A 15,445-nucleotide genomic window follows, 5' to 3' on the forward strand; every position below is an offset into this window, starting at 1 on the left:
GCTTTCTTTGTTGGTTCAGGCCTGGATGGTTTCCCAGCGGCGGCTTTGCGAGGATGCGACCATGGCTTCGAGGAAATGCATGCCTTCCAGGGCCAGTTCCGCACTGTACACAGCGCCGCCCTGCCATGGCAGGCCTTGTTGAAATTGCCTTACTCCAACGGCTATATCGCCGTACAAATTGGCGAAGGCTTCGATGAAACCCGCCGGGTGGCCGGCCTTGAAGCGGTTGTAGCGCAGGGCGTTGGTAACTTCGACCTGGCCTGCCCGGTCGATGATCTCGCGTCGGCCGTCGACATGCGACAGGGTCAGTTCCTCAGGCTGTGCCTGATACCACTCGGCAGAGGCCAAGTCGCCATAGATGCGGATGCGCAAGCCGTTGCGATGGCCCAGCGCCGACTTGCTGAACCAGAATTGGCCTTGAATGTTGCCGCTGTACTGGCACAGGCAGCCCGCGTTGTCGACCACCCCGGCGAACCAGCCATAGTGATTCTGGTCCGATACCAGTTCCAGCGGCTTTTCGCCTGTCAGGTAGGCTACCATCTGGTGCAGGTGGACGCCGAGATCCAGATGCAAGGTCGGGATGGCGCCATCGGCCAGTCGCCACGCCTGCGGTGTCGGCTTGTTGCCCCTGGCGTCGACGCGGACAAAGCCTTCCTGCGGCATTTCGGCCTGGAAGTGCAGGATCTTGCCCAGTTTTCCATCGCGGATCTTGCGCTCGAGTTCGCGCAACATCGGATAGCCAGCATAGTTATACGTCACTGCCAGGAAGGCCTGGTGTGCGTCGCGTACGGCGATGATCTGGCGCGCCTGCTCACTGCTGACGGCAAGCGATTTTTCGCAGATGACGGCGATGCCGGCACGCATGCAGGCCAGTACGCTGTCGACATGTGACGGGGTCGGGGTCAGGATCACGACAGCATCGATGTTGCCCTGTTCGCTGGCCAGCAACGCTTGCCAGGTGTCGTAGATGCGTTCCGGATGGACGCCGTACACCTGTCCGCTTTCCTGGTTGGACTCGGCATGGCGGCTGAAGCAGCCAGCAACCAGTGTCCACAGCCCATCCATGGCGCTCGACACAAAATGTGAATAGCCAACGGCGGAACTGCGCGAGCCGCCGATAAACGCCAGCCGCAGCGGTGCCAGGGGCACTGTGTTTGTATTTTCCATGTTCTATTCCCGCTCCGGGGAGCTTGCGTATGTCTGGACAAGTTGAAATTTCATCAGTTTGCCCATGCTGTTTTTCGGTAGCTGCTCAACAACAAAAAAGCGCCGCGGCTGCTGGAAGTCCGCCAGCGCATGGGCGCAGTGAAAGCGCAGCTGGCGCAGGTCGAAGCTGGCGGGATCCCTGGCGACCAGGGCCACGGCCACCACTTCGCCCAGCCTGGCGTCGGGAAAGGCAAAGGCGGCGCTTTCCGTGACGGAACCGTGCGAGCCGATCGCTGCCTCGATGTCCGCAGGATAAATATTGATGCCGCCGCTAATGATGACGTCTTTTTTTCGTCCCAGAAAGTACAGATAGCCGTCTTCGTCCAGCTTACCGATATCGCCGGTACGGAAATATTCGCCACACATCGCTGCGCGGGTCAATTCGGGCAGTTGAAAATAGCCGCCAAACAACATGGTGGTCTTGCAGACGATTTCGCCGGCCTGGCCTGACGGCAATTGCTCATCGTTTTCACCCAGGATGCGCAGTTCGACCCCGGGCGCAGGTCGGCCCACCGATTGCAGTTTGGTGCGCGCCGCATTGCCATCGAGATTGGTGGCGATGGCGATTTCCGAGGCGCCATAGCATTCATGGAAATCGCAGGAAAAGCGCGCCAGCAGATCGATTTTTACAGCGTTTTCCAGCAGGGCAGAGGATGACACCAGGCAGCGCAAGCTGCTGACGTCGTGTTCGTCCTGCGCCATGTGGGCGGCAATCTGCTTGAGTTGCGACGAGACCGCAATCGTGAAGCTGACCTGTTGCGCCTGCACGCAGCGCAACCATGCCTGGGCCGAGAAATGGGGCATCAGCACGGCGCTGCCGCCGGTCAGCAGTGGCAGCAGTACCAGGCGCTCGGCCAGGGAGTGATACAGCGGCGTGGCGGCCAGGGTGCGATCCTGCGCCGTGATGCCGTAAAGCTGTACCGCCGCGCGTAGACGATTGAGTTTGGTGCGCTGGGTCAGCACGATGGGCTTGGGGCTACCCGTCGAGCCGGAGGTCATGGTCAGGATCAGGGCGTCATCTGCCCGGCCCGCATATAAAGGCAGTGCATCGGCCGGCGCCGCCTGCAGCACCTGGTCCAGCGTGGTGGTGCCGGCGCCGGCGGCATCGATGCTGAGCCAACACCCATGCACAGCGTCGCTGCCTGGCTCTGCGCGCAGGGCCGCCAGTTGTGGTGACGTTGACACCAGGTGCCTGGCCTGCGCTGCCTGCAAGGAGTGCAGGGCGACCGCCGGCGGCAAGGCCGGATTGAGCGGTACCAGCCCGGCGCCAAGGTCGGCGGCCACCAGTATCAGGGCAACAAATTCCACATTGTTGGGCAAGATGACGCCGATCTGGTCGCCGCGTCGCACGCCGTTGGCCGCCAGCGCGTTCGACCAGCGCGCCACCAGTTGCGCCAGCGTCGCGTAACTGATTTCCCGGCCTTCGCAGGCAAGCGCGATTTTTTCCGGCGTGGCCGCGGCGTGGGCAAAGAAAATGCCGCTGATGCTCTCCGGTACTGACTGTCGAGGCTGCATCATGCCTGACCTGCCATGCCGGAAAATTTAAGGAAGGAGCTACTTTTCAGGCGGAACAACTGGCCTGCTTCGGACAGATAGACCTGGTCGTCGAGGGTATCCCGGTTGATCAAGGTATTGGCTGCAATGAAATTGCGCGCACCCAAGCGCAAGCCGTGCGCGGTCGAGGAGTTGACGCCGAAAAAGCAGGCGTCACCAATGCTGCAGCCACCTGCGATAGCGATGCCGGCGTTGATCCAGTTGTAGGTGCCGATCACGCAATCGTGGCCGAGATTGACGTTGCTCGAAATAAAAGTGCCACGTCCGATGCGGCAGCCGGGATGGATAGATACATGGTCCAGGATGATGCAGCCGTCCTCGATCAGCACGTCATCGTGACGCAGCACGGAGGCGTGCACAAAACTGGCCAGGCGGTAGCCTTTTTCCTCGGCTTCGCGGTGCTTGCGCGCCCGTAAGGCATTCATTTCCAGGAATCCCACCGCGATCAGCATATCGTGGTCATCGGGTGGCAGCTGCAGCGCAACCTGGCTGAATGGCAGCAATGGCAAGCCCAGGAAGCTGGTCGTGGCGTCGTCGATACAGGCATCGTCGACTGTGAAGGCGACAATGTCCATGCTGTGGCGTGCGTAGGAATATAACAGTCTGGCAATGGCGCCATTGCCGTAAATAATGGTTTTCATGATGGCTTGGTCATGCAACTTGCCAGGCGAATGACGTCGACCACGCGATCTTGCTGCTCCGCCTGCAGCTCGGGATAGATCGGCAGACAGATGACCTGGCTGGCCACTTCACCAGCCAACGGCAGATTCGCGCGGGCTGCCGAGGGCATGTTGCGGTACATTGGAAAATCGCTGATCAGGGGATAAAAGTAACGGCGTGCAATGATGCCGGCCTGGCGCAAAGTGTCGAACAGGGCATCGCGCGACAGGGCGTAGCCCGGCTGCACCAGAATCGGGAAGTACGAGTGGTTGGCGCGCGTCTCGGGCGCATCGGGCGGACAATAAATGCCGGCGATGCCTGCCAGTTGTTCGCGATAGCGGCGTGTAACCTTGGTGCGTTCGCGCAGCGCGGTGTCGATGTTTTTCAACTGCAGCAGCCCAAACGCGGCGCTGACCTCGTTCATCTTGCCGTTGATACCGGCCGCGACCACCGTCACTTCATCGATAAAGCCGAAGTTCTTCAGATGGTCGATATGGCGCTTCATCTTGGCGTCGTTGCAGACGATGGCGCCGCCTTCGAAGGTATTGAATACTTTGGTCGCGTGAAAGCTCAGTACCGACAGGTCGCCATGTGTGAGCAGGCTGTTGCCCTGGTAGTTGACGCCGAATGCATGGGCCGCGTCATAGATGACTTTCAATCCATAATTGGATGCAATTTCATCGATCGCAGCGACGTCGCATGGCCTGCCATAGCAGTGCACGGGCATGATGGCGGTGGTCTGTGGCGTGAGCGCCGCTTCGATTTTCCTGGGGTCTATATTGAAAGTACCTGGTTCAATATCGACAAATACGGGCTTGATGCCATTCCATAGCAGTGAGTGTGCAGTGGCGACGAAGGAATATGGCGAGGTGATCACTTCTCCCGTGATACGCAGCGACTGCAAGGCGGTCATCAGCGCCAGGGTACCATTGGAAAACAGCGAAATGTATTTCACGCCCAGATAATCGGCCAGGGCCTGCTCCAGTTGGCGATGGAAAGGCCCGCCGTTGGTGAGAATCTTGTTATTCCAGATCTGCTCCAGGTAAGGAATAAATTCCTCCAGGGGCGGCAGAGTGGGCTGTGTAATGTAGATAGGCGTATTTTTTTCTTCTTGGGTCATGGTTGCCCTTCCTCTTGCGGTTCCCCTAGAATACCGCTACTTGTCGCTTCAAAACTTGCCGGCATCTCTCCCGTACACCAGCGTTGCCACATATGACGCAGGGCGACTTCCAGCCCCTGGGCAATCTCGTCCGGTCGCCCGCTGACCGCGTTGTGCAGCCGCTCGCGCATTTCCAGGCGAATGCCGGCAAGCTGGCCGGGATCTCTGGCGTGCGCCACTCCTTTGGCGAGAAATTCTTCTTCTCCATGGGCGATGAAATCCTGCAATCCCGCATGCGACAGGATGGCGGCACTGGAGTAGCCTGGCAAGGTGGAACCCACCATGGTCAGTGTGGGCACGCCCATCCACAAGGCGTGAAAGCCGGTGGTGCCGCTGGTGTACGGGAAGGTGTCGAGGCAGAGGTCGACCTGGCTGTGCAATGCCAGGTAATCGTGCATATTGGTGTAGCCATGAAACGTCAGCCGGTCCGCGTCGATGCCCTCGCGGGCAAACCACGAACGCAGCCTGTCGCTGGCCTGCTTGTTGGGCATCGCCGCGAGCAGCATTTTTGCCTCTGGCACCATGCGCAACAATGCGGACCAGCGGGCGATGACTTCGCGGCTCAATTTGCCCGCACGATTGAAACTGCCAAAAGTGATGTAGCCATTTTCGATCGCCGGTGCCGGGCTGATCGCAGGCGCTTCGGGAGATGGCAGGAAAGGCGCGGTAGCAGGCAAGCGCACCAGCTTCTCGGTGAACTGGTCGTCAAGTTCGCCGGGCGGTGAAAAATAGCGATCCGTCAGAAAATAGTCCATCGCCTGCAAACCTGTCGTCCCTGGATAACCGATCCAGGTAAGCTGCAGCGGTGCTGGCTTGCGCGCAAAAGTGGGCAGGCGATTGAAGCCGGTATGGCCCGACAGGTCGATCAGGATGTCGATGGCGTCACTGGTGATCAGCTGCGCCAGTTCCGCATGGCTCAGTTTTTCGACCTGGCGCCAGAGCGCGAACAGGCCGTGCAGGTGCCGGCTGACAAGGTCATCGTGAAAGCTGTTGGCATAGGCCACGATTTCCACTTGCCGGGATTGGCTCAAGTATTCGAGAATGGGTGTGATGAAATTGGCTACGGCGTGGTTGTACAGGTCGGCGGAAACAAAGCCGATGCGCAGGCGGCGCTCGGGATCGCGCGTGTTGCCGTGCTGCGGCCAGGAGGCGCGCAGCGGCGCCTCGAAATGCTCGGCATAGCGCACATGCTCCGCAAACAGGGCTGTGGCATCGAGATCCTGGCTATGCGTCAGGTAGAACAGCAGGTTGCTGTGCAATTCATCCCAGTCCGGGTTGATCTTCAGTGCTTTGCGGCAATGCACGATGGCTTGGTCGATACGGCCCAGGCGGTTCAATGCGGCACTGATATTGACATACGCCCGACGGTGATGCGGATCGAGTTTGACCACGGTTTCAAAACTGTTGACGGCTTCGCTCAGGCGGCCCATCTCCATCAGGCAAGTGCCCAGGTTGACATGCGCGGCGGTCGATTTTGGCCCCAGCTTCACGGCGCGCCGGCAGCTTTCCAGCGCGGCTTCGCGCTGTCCCATGTCGTTCAGGGCGGCGGCAATATTGCTGTGGGTGACAGGATTGTCCGGTGCCAGCAGGGCCACTTGCCGGAACGACGCCAGCGCCGCCTCCAGTTGGCCGTCTTCCTGCAGGGCCATGCCGAGGTTGTTGAGGGCGTCGATATTATTGGGTTCCAGCAGTAGCACCGCCTGGTAGATGGCGATGGCTGGCTCCTTGCGCCGGGTTTCACGCAACAGGTCTGCGTAATGCAGCATGGGTGCGGCGAGCGAGGCGTCGAGCGCGATCGCTTGCCGGTACGCGCTCTCGGCCTCGGCCGTTGCGCCGAGCGCATGCAAGCTGCGCCCCAGGCCATGGTAGTGTGCCGCGTTTGCCGTCGGCAACGCCGTGGCGCTGCGATAGCTGGCCGCCGCCTGCGCATTGCGATCCAGCCGGAACAGCACATTGCCCATGCCGCCATGCGCCATGGCGTTTTCAGGATCCACTTCCAGCGCTGCCGCATAGCTTTGCAGCGCCGCATCCGGCCGGTTCAGGGCGACGTGCACGTCGCCCAGCTTGCGATGAGTGTCGGCTGCGCCCGGTTCCAGTGTCAGCGCCTGGCGATAGCTCGACTGCGCCGACTGAAATTGTTGCTGCGCCACCAAGACATCGCCCTTGCCACGATGCGCCATGGCCAGCGCGGGATCGATCTCCAGCGCGCCGCCATAGCATTCCGCAGCTTCCTTCGGGTGACCTTGCGCTTGCAGCACGTCGCCCAGGCGGCTGAGCGCTTCGGCAAAGGCTGGCGCCAGTTCCAGGGCGCGCATGAAATACGGCATGGCCAGGTCGGGATGGCCGCCATCCATATGGGCATTGCCCAGGTGCAGATGGGCTTCGGCGTCGTCGGGTGCCAGTTCCACCGTCTTCTGCAGGGCCGGCAAGGCGTCCTTGCCCTGCAGCCGCAAGGCCATGCCCAGCACGCTCCAGGCCAGCGCCGACATGGGCCAGGCGTCCACCAGGGCGCGTGTCGCCTCCTCCATCTGGGCCTGCTCGCCGCTTTCATACAGGCGTACGATGTGATCGATTTCCTGTTGACTCGGCTGTTGAACGTCGCTCGGCGGCGATGTTGCGGGATCGGTAGCGTGCATGAGAGGAGGGGAGAGTGTATGCCACCTTCAATTGTAACGGTTGGCAGTGCTTTATAGAAACATCTTCTTCAGAAAGTTCAGTTTGAAAAAAATGGCGTGTCCGTCTTGCGACGTCCACGCCATTCCACATACCGGCTTGCCAGGAATCAGCAGTTTACATATTCGGATAATTCGGTCCGCCGCCGCCTTCCGGCGTCACCCACACGATGTTCTGCGTCGGGTCCTTGATGTCGCAGGTCTTGCAGTGCACGCAGTTTTGCGCATTGATCTGCAGGCGTTCGGCGCCGTCGTCATTCTTCACGAACTCGTACACGCCGGCGGGACAGTAGCGTGCTTCCGGACCCGCATACATGGCCAGGTTGACGTCGACGGGCACGCTGGCGTTCTTCAAGGTCAGGTGGATCGGCTGGTCTTCCGCGTGGTTGGTGTTCGAGATGAAGACGGACGACATCTTGTCGAAGGTCAGCTTGCCATCGGGTTTCGGATACACGATCTTTTTCGACTGGGCCGCCGGTTTCAGGCATTCGTGGTCGCCATGCGTGTGGTGCAGGGTCCATGGCGCCTTGCCGCGGAAGACGATCTGGTCGATGCCCGTCATCAGGCTGCCCAGGTACAGGCCTTTCGACAGCCAAGGCTTGACGTTGCGCGCCACGTGCAGCTCTTCATGCAGCCAGGATTGTTCAAACGCGACAGGGTAGCTGGACAGTTCGTCGTGCTGGCGCTGTTCGCCCAGGGCGCCGAAGGCCGCGTCCGCCGCCAGCATGCCGCTCTTGATGGCCGCGTGGCTGCCCTTGATGCGGCTCATGTTCAAAAAGCCCGCATCGCAGCCGATCAGCGCGCCGCCAGCGAACACCAGTTTCGGCAGCGATTGCAGGCCGCCGGCCGTGATCGCGCGCGCGCCGTACGAGATGCGCTTGCCGCCTTCGAAGAACTTGCGGATTTCCGGATGCGTTTTATAGCGCTGGAATTCTTCGTATGGCGACAGGTAGGGATTGTCGTAATTGAGGCCGACCACATAACCGACCATGACCTGGTTGTTTTCCAGGTGGTACAGGAAGGAGCCGCCATAGGTCTTCGCGTCCAGCGGCCAGCCCGTCGAGTGGATCACCAGGCCCGGCTGGTGCTGCGCCGGGTCGATTTCCCACAATTCCTTGATGCCGATGCCGTACGATTGCGGATCCTTGCCGGCGTTCAAATCATACTTGGCCATCAATTGCTTGCCCAGGTGGCCGCGCGCGCCTTCGGCGAACAGGGTGTACTTGGCGTGCAACTCCATGCCCAGCTGGAAGTCGGGACCCGGTTCGCCGTCGCGCTTGACGCCCATATTGCCGGTCGCCACGCCTTTCACGGAGCCGTCGTCGTTGTAGAGGATTTCCGCGGCAGGGAAGCCGGGGAAGATTTCCACGCCCAGGTTTTCCGCCTGCTGGCCCATCCAGCGCACCACATTGCCCAGCGAGACGATGTAGTTGCCGTGGTTTTCAAAGCAGGCCGGCACTGCGAAGTTTGGCGTTTTATACGCTTTGGTTTCCGTCAGGAACAGGATGCGGTCTTCCGTCACTGCCGTGTTCAGGGGCGCGCCCAGTTCTTTCCAGTTCGGTATCAGTTCGCTCAACGCTTTCGGGTCCATGATGGCGCCGGACAGGATATGCGCGCCCAGTTCGCCGCCTTTTTCCAGCACGCAGACGGACACTTCCTGGCTCTTTTCAGCGGCCAGCTGCTTCAGGCGGATGGCCGCCGCCAAGCCTGCGGGGCCACCGCCGACGATCACCACGTCATACTCCATGGTCTCGCGCGGTCCGTACTGTTCAACTAAGTTATTAGGCTGTGTCATGGTCTCGATTGTTAGTCACTAAATGGGTGGGTGAGGAATCTTCGGATAAATTTAAGCACGAGTGTGCTTGTTTTTGGCGAGGATTGCAACTTTGGCGCCATTTTGCGTGACATTGCCCCTCGCCGCAATCTAAATCCGGCCATTTTGTGTAATGATGGCGTTTACCTTTGCTCAAGTGTGACGCAGGGTATTTTGCCCCTGTGCCAGTGGCACGGTGTAAAGTGTTGTCTAAAATAAAACAGGAGTAGCTCGTGGGCATAGAAGTCAATTTCGAGGGCAAGATTGCCCTGATTACCGGCGCATCGAGCGGCCTCGGCGCGCGTTTTGCAAAAGTGCTGGCCCAGGCGGGCGCGCAGGTCGTGCTGGCGTCGCGCCGCACCGAACGCCTGAAGGAGTTGCGTGCCGAAATCGAAGCCGATGGCGGCGCCGCGCACGTGGTGTCGCTCGACGTGACCGACTTCGCCAGCATCAAGTCGGCCATCGCGCATGCGGAAACGGAAGCGGGCCCCATCGATATTCTCGTCAACAATTCCGGTGTCTCCACCACGCAACGCCTGGTCGACGTCACGCCCGAGGATTACTCGTTCGTGATGGACACCAACCTGCGCGGCTCGTTCTTCGTGGCCCAGCAGACGGCCAAGCGCATGATTGCGCGCGCCAAGGGCGACCCGAAGAAACAGCACCGCATCATCAACATCGCCTCGATGGCGGGCTTGCAGGTGCTGCCGCAGATCGGCGTGTATTGCATGAGCAAGGCGGGCATGGTGCACATGACGCGCGCCATGGCCGTGGAGTGGGGCAAGTATGGCATCAACACCAACGCCATCTGCCCCGGCTACATTTCCACGGAAATCAATGAAGATTACTTTGCCACCGAGCAGGGCAAGAAGCTGATCGAGATGCTGCCGAACAAGCGTCCGGGCAAGCCGGAAGACCTCGATGGGCTGCTGCTGCTGCTGGCGGGCGAGGATTCGCATTTCATCAACGGCGCGATCATTTCCGCAGACGGTGGAATGAGTACTTTCTAACCTTGCAGCTGCAGTCCCACCAGCTTGTGCACCAGCTCGGACGAGGTCGCGGCCGCAAACTTGCGCATCAGCTTGGCGCGGTGCATTTCCACCGTGCGGGGGCTGAGGTCGATCTGGCGGGCGATGATCTTGCTGGTCTTGCCTTCCACTAGCAGCGCGGCGATTTCGCGCTCGCGCGGGGTCAACTGGGCCGTCACGGGGCGTTTCTCGCTGACATCCTCGAACGTCCAGATGCCCGCTCCCAGTGGCTGGCCCGGCAGCATGGCGTGGCCCGTCACATGGCACCAGAACAATTCACCATTACTGCGGCGCATGATGCGTTCGTCCGAATAGCGGCCCTTGGCGTTCATGATGGGGATGATGCGGTCACCCGTGCGCAGGAATTCGTCGTGCGTGGGGTAGAGTACTTCGAAGGACTGGTCGTCGAGCTGGGCGCGCGCATAGCCGAACATGGATGCCAGCGCCTCGTTGCAGCTGCGCATGATGCGGTTTTCCGACATGCACATGCCCACGGGCGCGTGCAGGAAGATGCTTTCATAATCGATGGCTGACGCGGCGTTCATCTGATACGTATCACTCTCACAGGGGGATTGCCGGCACGGCGCCGGTAGTTCTACGGTATTGTACTTTCCACTCGCGTATTTTATGCTGAGTCGCTGCCTGAGTCATGGACTCAAGACCAAAGCTTAACAAAAGATAGAGGGACACCCATGAATAAAGTTTATCCTGACGCCGTCTCGGCGCTGGCCGGTATCGTCCAAGATGGCCAGACCATCGCCGTTGGCGGCTTCGGCCTGTGCGGCATACCCGAAGCCCTGATCGCTGCCTTGCGCGATTCGGGCGTGACGGGTTTGACGGCCATTTCCAACAACGCCGGCGTGGACGGCTTCGGCCTGGGCCAGTTGTTGACCACGCGCCAGATCAAGAAAATGATTGCCTCCTACGTGGGCGAAAACAAGGAATTCGCGCGCCAGTACCTGGCCGGCGAACTGGAACTGGAATTCACGCCGCAAGGCACCTTGGCTGAAAAACTGCGCGCCGGCGGCGCCGGCATTCCCGCCTTCTTCACCAAGACGGGCGTGGGCACCATCGTTGCCGACGGCAAGGAAATCCGCGAATTCGACGGTGAACAATACGTGATGGAACGCAGCCTGGTGGCCGACGTATCGTTGGTGAAAGCCTACATGGCTGACCGCGCCGGCAATCTGATCTATCGCAAAACGGCGCGCAATTTCAACCCGAACGTGGCCATGGCCGGCAAGATCACCATCGTCGAAGTGGAAAAACTGGTAGAAGTGGGCGAGATCGACCCGGACCAGGTCCACACGCCGAGCATCTTCGTGCACCGCATCGTGGTCAACGCGAACCCGGAAAAACGCATCGAGCAGCGCACCGTGCGCGCCGAAGCATAAAACAGAATACGGAGATTATTATGGCTTGGACACGTGACGAAATGGCCGCGCGCGCGGCGAAGGAATTGCAGGATGGCTTTTATGTGAACCTGGGCATCGGCTTGCCGACCCTGGTGGCCAACTATGTGCCGGATAATATGGAAGTGTTTTTGCAGTCGGAAAACGGCTTATTGGGCATTGGCCCGTTCCCCACCGACGCAGAAGTCGATGCCGACCTGATCAACGCCGGCAAGCAGACGGTGACGGCCTTGCCCGGAGCCGCCTACTTCAGCTCGGCCGATTCCTTCGGTATGATCCGTGGCGGCAAGATCAACCTGGCCATCCTGGGCGCCATGCAAGTGTCGGAAAAGGGTGACCTGGCGAACTGGATGATTCCAGGCAAGATGGTCAAGGGCATGGGCGGCGCGATGGACCTCGTCGCCGGCGTCAAGAGAGTCGTCGTGCTGATGGAGCACGTGGCCACGGCCAAGGATGGCACGACGTCGCATAAACTGCTGAAACAGTGCGACCTGCCGCTGACGGGCGTGGGCGTGGTCGACGTCATCATCAGCGACCTGGGCGTCATCGACGTGACGGAAAACGGCTTGAAGCTGGTGGAACTGGCGCCGGGCGTGACCAAGGAACAAGTGCAGGCGGCCACGGGCGCTGAGCTGGACGTATCCGCCGTGTAAGCCAGGCGGATCGTCGAATGGAAGCAGGGCGGACAGCGATGTCCGCCCTTTTTTTATGCGCCGGCCTTGCCGCGCAAGCCGTCGAGGCTGTAGGCGCCGGCACCCGCTGCGGCGAAGTACAGGAAGCTGAAGCAGTACATCACGGCCATTTCGCCGCCGTTCAGGATAGGCAGGAAACCTGCTGGTGCATGCGCCATGAAATAGGCGGCCGCCATCTGGCCCGACAGGATGAAGGCGACGGGGCGCGTGAACAGGCCCACCAGCAGCAAGGTACCGCCGACCAGTTCGATGACGCCGGCCGCGCCCATCACGGACAACAGTTGCAAGCCATCGAACATGGCCACATGCGGCGCGCCGAACAGTTTTGCCGTGCCGTGCTGCAGGAAGAGGAAACCGAGGATGATGCGCAGCAGACCCAGCAAGCGTGGGGACCAGGTGGCGTAAAAGGCGGGCGAGAGGGACATGGCGTACTCCATTCAAAGGTGGATGGTTCGGTGTCAGGCTTGCATTAACGCAATGTCATTATGCGCGAGCCTGGCGGCGAACAGTAAGTCAGTACTGTAATGGTTTTTGATTCATTGATCATCATGATAAATATTGATGCATGATTTACTATTGGTTGATGATGCGATATAGCCCGCGCGCAATGAAAAAAGCCCCGCGGATCGCTCCGCGGGGCTTTTCAAGTGCTTGAGGCGCTTACTTGACGATATTTACGGCCGGCGCAACAAACGCGTCATCGGCGGGATGGGTAGGATGGGCCAGCTCGCTGTGCAGCTTGTCCATGTCCAGTTCTTTTTCCCATTTCGACACGACGATGGTGGCCACGCCGTTGCCGACGAAATTCGTCAGCGCGCGGCATTCGCTCATGAAGCGGTCGATGCCCAGGATCAGCGCCATGCCGGCCACGGGGATCGTCGGCACCACGGCCAGGGTGGCGGCCAGGGTGATGAAGCCGGCGCCCGTGATGCCGGACGCGCCTTTCGAGGTCAGCATCGCCACGCCGAGGATGGTCAGTTCCTGCCAGATGGTCAGTTCCGTGTTGGTTGCTTGCGCCACGAACAGGGCGGCCATGGTCATGTAGATATTGGTGCCGTCCAGGTTGAACGAGTAGCCGGTAGGCACGACCAGGCCGACGACTGGCTTGGAGCAACCCAGGCGTTCGAGTTTTTTCATCAGGGCCGGCAGGGCCGATTCCGACGAGCTGGTACCGAGCACGATCAGCAGTTCTTCCTTGATGTACAGCAGGAAGCGGCCGATCGAGAAGCCCGTGTACCTGGCGATCAGGCCCAGCACGACGAAGACGAACAGGAAGCAGGTCAGGTAGAACGAACCCATCAGCTTGGCCAGCGGGATCAGCGATGCCAGGCCATATTTACCGATGGTAAAGGCCATCGCACCGAACGCGCCGACGGGAGCGACTTTCATGATGATGTTGACCATGCCGAAAATGGCATGCGACAGCTCGTCGATCAGCTTGGTAACGGGACGGCCGCGCTCGCCCAGCAGCGACAGCGAGAAGCCGAACAGGATGGCGATCAACAGTACTTGCAGGATGTCGCCCTTGGCGAAGGCGTCGACGAAGGTCTTCGGGATGATGTTCATCAGGAAGTCGACGGTCGTCAAGCCTTCGGCGTGCGTGTATTGCGCAATCGACTTGGCGTCCAGGTGGGCCGGATCGGCGTTGAAGCCGGCGCCCGGTTTGAGGATGTTAGCAACCAGCAAGCCGATGGCCAGCGCGAAGGTTGAGACCACTTCGAAGTACAGCAGCGCCTTGCCGCCGACTCTGCCGATTTTCTTCACATCCTGCATGCCGGCGATGCCGGAGACCACGGTACAGAAGATCACCGGGGCGATGATCATCTTGATCAGTTTGATAAAGCCGTCGCCCAGCGGTTTCATGTCGACGGCGTTCGATGGGTAGAACACCCCCAGCAGCACGCCGGCCACGATGGCGAACAGCACCTGGACATACAGGATTTTATAGAATGGTTTTTTCACGAGTGGTCTCCTCTTGCGCGTTGATGCTTTAATCATCCGCCCATTGCCGGGCCGGCTCAATTGTGGATAACCGCAGATATGCAGTTTCGCTATATCGGGTATTGCGCCATGACGAAGGTGCCAGTGCTGTGCTGCGGCGCAGCATTTCAGCCGTGCGCTTGGAGCATTGCCCGCGCTGCGCTACACTGCCGTAGCGTCGCGCGCGAGGCAACCGGCAAATCGCCGGTTTCTTTGTTTTTACTACCAAATAACGACGCCGGACAAAACCGTAGCGAGCGGAAGGTAGTTGTGGCCGAGAAGCGCAACCGTACTGAAGTACGGTGAGCATCGCAGGCCGCAACCACCGACGCGCAGTAGGTTTTCTCCGGTGTTATAAGGAATGGCATGATCGAAGCGAGCATCAAATCCGTGCAATGTATTTCCCCCGCAGGCTTGCACACCATGTCGTACAAGGAGTGGGGCGCGGCCGATAATCCGAACGTGCTCGTCTGCGCCCATGGCGTGACGCGCGTGGCGGACGATTTCGACAGCCTGGCGCGCGCCATGGCCAGCGATTACCGCGTCATCTGCCCCGACGTGGTCGGGCGCGGGCGCTCGGGCTGGCTGGCCAATCCCCAGTTTTACCGCGTACCGCAATATGTGAGCGACATGGTGACCCTGCTGGCGCGCGTGCTGGCCAATGGCGAGCGCCAGACGGTGGACTGGTTCGGCACCTCGATGGGTGGCTTGATCGGCCTGGGCCTGGCCTCGTTGCCCAACAGCCCGATCAGCAAACTGGTGCTGAACGATATCGGCCCGACCCTGGCGCCAGAAGCCTTGCAGCGCATCGGCGACTACATCGGCCAGGACTTGCGTTTCGAAACGTTCGAGCAGGGCGCCAAGTTCGTGCGCGACGTGTCCGCCAGCTTCGGCCCGCATACGGACGCGGAATGGCATAAACTGGCGGTGGATGTGTTGCGCCAGGATAAGGATGGCCATTGGCGCCGCCACTATGATATGGGACTGGCCATGCCGTTCCGTTCGGCCACGCCAGAATCGGCGGCCAGCGACGAAGCCATGCTGTGGGCCGCGTATGATGCCGTGCGCTGCCCCACCTTGCTGGTGCGCGGGTCGGAATCGGACCTGCTGTCGCATGAAACAGCCACGCTCATGCTGGGTCGCGGCCCGAAAGCGGAACTGGTGGAAATCGCCGGCGTGGGCCATGCGCCCACTTTCGTCCATGACGACCAGATCGCCATTGCCCGCAAGTTTTTGCTGGGCAAGTAATAATCAGTAACGCTGTACAGA

Annotated in this window: 13 protein-coding genes; 4 read left to right on the forward strand and 9 right to left on the reverse strand. The window is 60.3% G+C overall.

What is annotated here, in order from left to right; translation table 11 throughout:
• Nucleotides 1–15 precede the first annotated feature (15 nt).
• From CLU91_RS01425 to CLU91_RS01450, 6 genes are all read right to left on the reverse strand, one after another.
• Nucleotides 16–1,167, reverse strand: coding sequence for a Gfo/Idh/MocA family protein (locus CLU91_RS01425; protein ID WP_100872665.1), 1,152 nt, complete (start codon nt 1,165–1,167; stop codon nt 16–18).
• 3 nt (nt 1,168–1,170) lie between these two features.
• The gene (locus tag CLU91_RS01430; RefSeq protein ID WP_100872666.1) at nt 1,171–2,724 is read right to left on the reverse strand and encodes a class I adenylate-forming enzyme family protein; all 1,554 of its coding nucleotides are present in this window, start codon (nt 2,722–2,724) and stop codon (nt 1,171–1,173) included.
• Nucleotides 2,721–3,401 carry an acetyltransferase gene (locus CLU91_RS01435; protein WP_100872667.1) on the reverse strand — a complete coding sequence of 227 codons (681 nt, stop codon included), beginning with the start codon at nt 3,399–3,401 and terminating at the stop codon, nt 2,721–2,723. The genes CLU91_RS01430 and CLU91_RS01435 overlap by 4 nt, the downstream gene beginning before the upstream one ends.
• The gene (locus CLU91_RS01440) at nt 3,398–4,540 is read right to left on the reverse strand and encodes a DegT/DnrJ/EryC1/StrS family aminotransferase (RefSeq protein ID WP_100872668.1); all 1,143 of its coding nucleotides are present in this window, start codon (nt 4,538–4,540) and stop codon (nt 3,398–3,400) included. Before CLU91_RS01440 ends, CLU91_RS01435 begins: the two co-directional genes overlap by 4 nt.
• The gene (locus CLU91_RS01445; protein ID WP_198521212.1) at nt 4,537–7,107 is read right to left on the reverse strand and encodes a tetratricopeptide repeat protein; all 2,571 of its coding nucleotides are present in this window, start codon (nt 7,105–7,107) and stop codon (nt 4,537–4,539) included. Before CLU91_RS01445 ends, CLU91_RS01440 begins: the two co-directional genes overlap by 4 nt.
• A gap of 262 nt (nt 7,108–7,369) precedes the next feature.
• Entirely contained in the window at nt 7,370–9,046 is a 1,677-nt protein-coding gene (locus CLU91_RS01450) for an electron transfer flavoprotein-ubiquinone oxidoreductase (protein ID WP_198521213.1), read from the reverse strand.
• Between the two features lie 251 nt (nt 9,047–9,297).
• On the opposite strand from CLU91_RS01450, the gene CLU91_RS01455 reads away from it, so the two are divergent.
• A complete protein-coding gene (locus CLU91_RS01455) occupies nt 9,298–10,074 on the forward strand; it encodes an SDR family oxidoreductase (protein WP_034752351.1) in 777 nt (258 codons plus the stop codon).
• Here CLU91_RS01455 and CLU91_RS01460 read toward each other — a convergent pair.
• A complete protein-coding gene (locus CLU91_RS01460) occupies nt 10,071–10,637 on the reverse strand; it encodes a LuxR C-terminal-related transcriptional regulator (RefSeq protein WP_100872671.1) in 567 nt (188 codons plus the stop codon). The genes CLU91_RS01455 and CLU91_RS01460 overlap by 4 nt on opposite strands.
• A 147-nt stretch (nt 10,638–10,784) precedes the next feature.
• Here CLU91_RS01460 and CLU91_RS01465 point away from each other — a divergent pair, with 147 nt between their 5' ends.
• Both CLU91_RS01465 and CLU91_RS01470 read left to right on the forward strand, forming a co-directional pair.
• The gene (locus CLU91_RS01465) at nt 10,785–11,486 is read left to right on the forward strand and encodes a CoA transferase subunit A (protein WP_100872672.1); all 702 of its coding nucleotides are present in this window, start codon (nt 10,785–10,787) and stop codon (nt 11,484–11,486) included.
• Between the two features lie 20 nt (nt 11,487–11,506).
• Nucleotides 11,507–12,157 carry a CoA transferase subunit B gene (locus CLU91_RS01470; RefSeq protein ID WP_071077802.1) on the forward strand — a complete coding sequence of 217 codons (651 nt, stop codon included), beginning with the start codon at nt 11,507–11,509 and terminating at the stop codon, nt 12,155–12,157.
• A gap of 53 nt (nt 12,158–12,210) precedes the next feature.
• Here the strand turns inward: CLU91_RS01470 and CLU91_RS01475 are convergent, their stop codons facing one another.
• Nucleotides 12,211–12,621 (reverse strand): DoxX family protein, encoded by a 411-nt coding sequence (locus CLU91_RS01475; RefSeq protein ID WP_100876527.1) that lies wholly within the window; start codon nt 12,619–12,621, stop codon nt 12,211–12,213.
• 235 nt (nt 12,622–12,856) lie between these two features.
• Nucleotides 12,857–14,194, reverse strand: coding sequence for a dicarboxylate/amino acid:cation symporter (locus CLU91_RS01480; protein WP_232730581.1), 1,338 nt, complete (start codon nt 14,192–14,194; stop codon nt 12,857–12,859).
• A 348-nt stretch (nt 14,195–14,542) separates the two neighbouring features.
• Here CLU91_RS01480 and CLU91_RS01485 point away from each other — a divergent pair, with 348 nt between their 5' ends.
• Nucleotides 14,543–15,424 carry an alpha/beta fold hydrolase gene (locus CLU91_RS01485; protein WP_100872674.1) on the forward strand — a complete coding sequence of 294 codons (882 nt, stop codon included), beginning with the start codon at nt 14,543–14,545 and terminating at the stop codon, nt 15,422–15,424.
• Nucleotides 15,425–15,445 lie beyond the last annotated feature (21 nt).

Origin of the sequence: Janthinobacterium sp. 64, from assembly GCF_002813325.1 — a bacterium.
Taxonomy (GTDB): domain Bacteria; phylum Pseudomonadota; class Gammaproteobacteria; order Burkholderiales; family Burkholderiaceae_D; genus Janthinobacterium.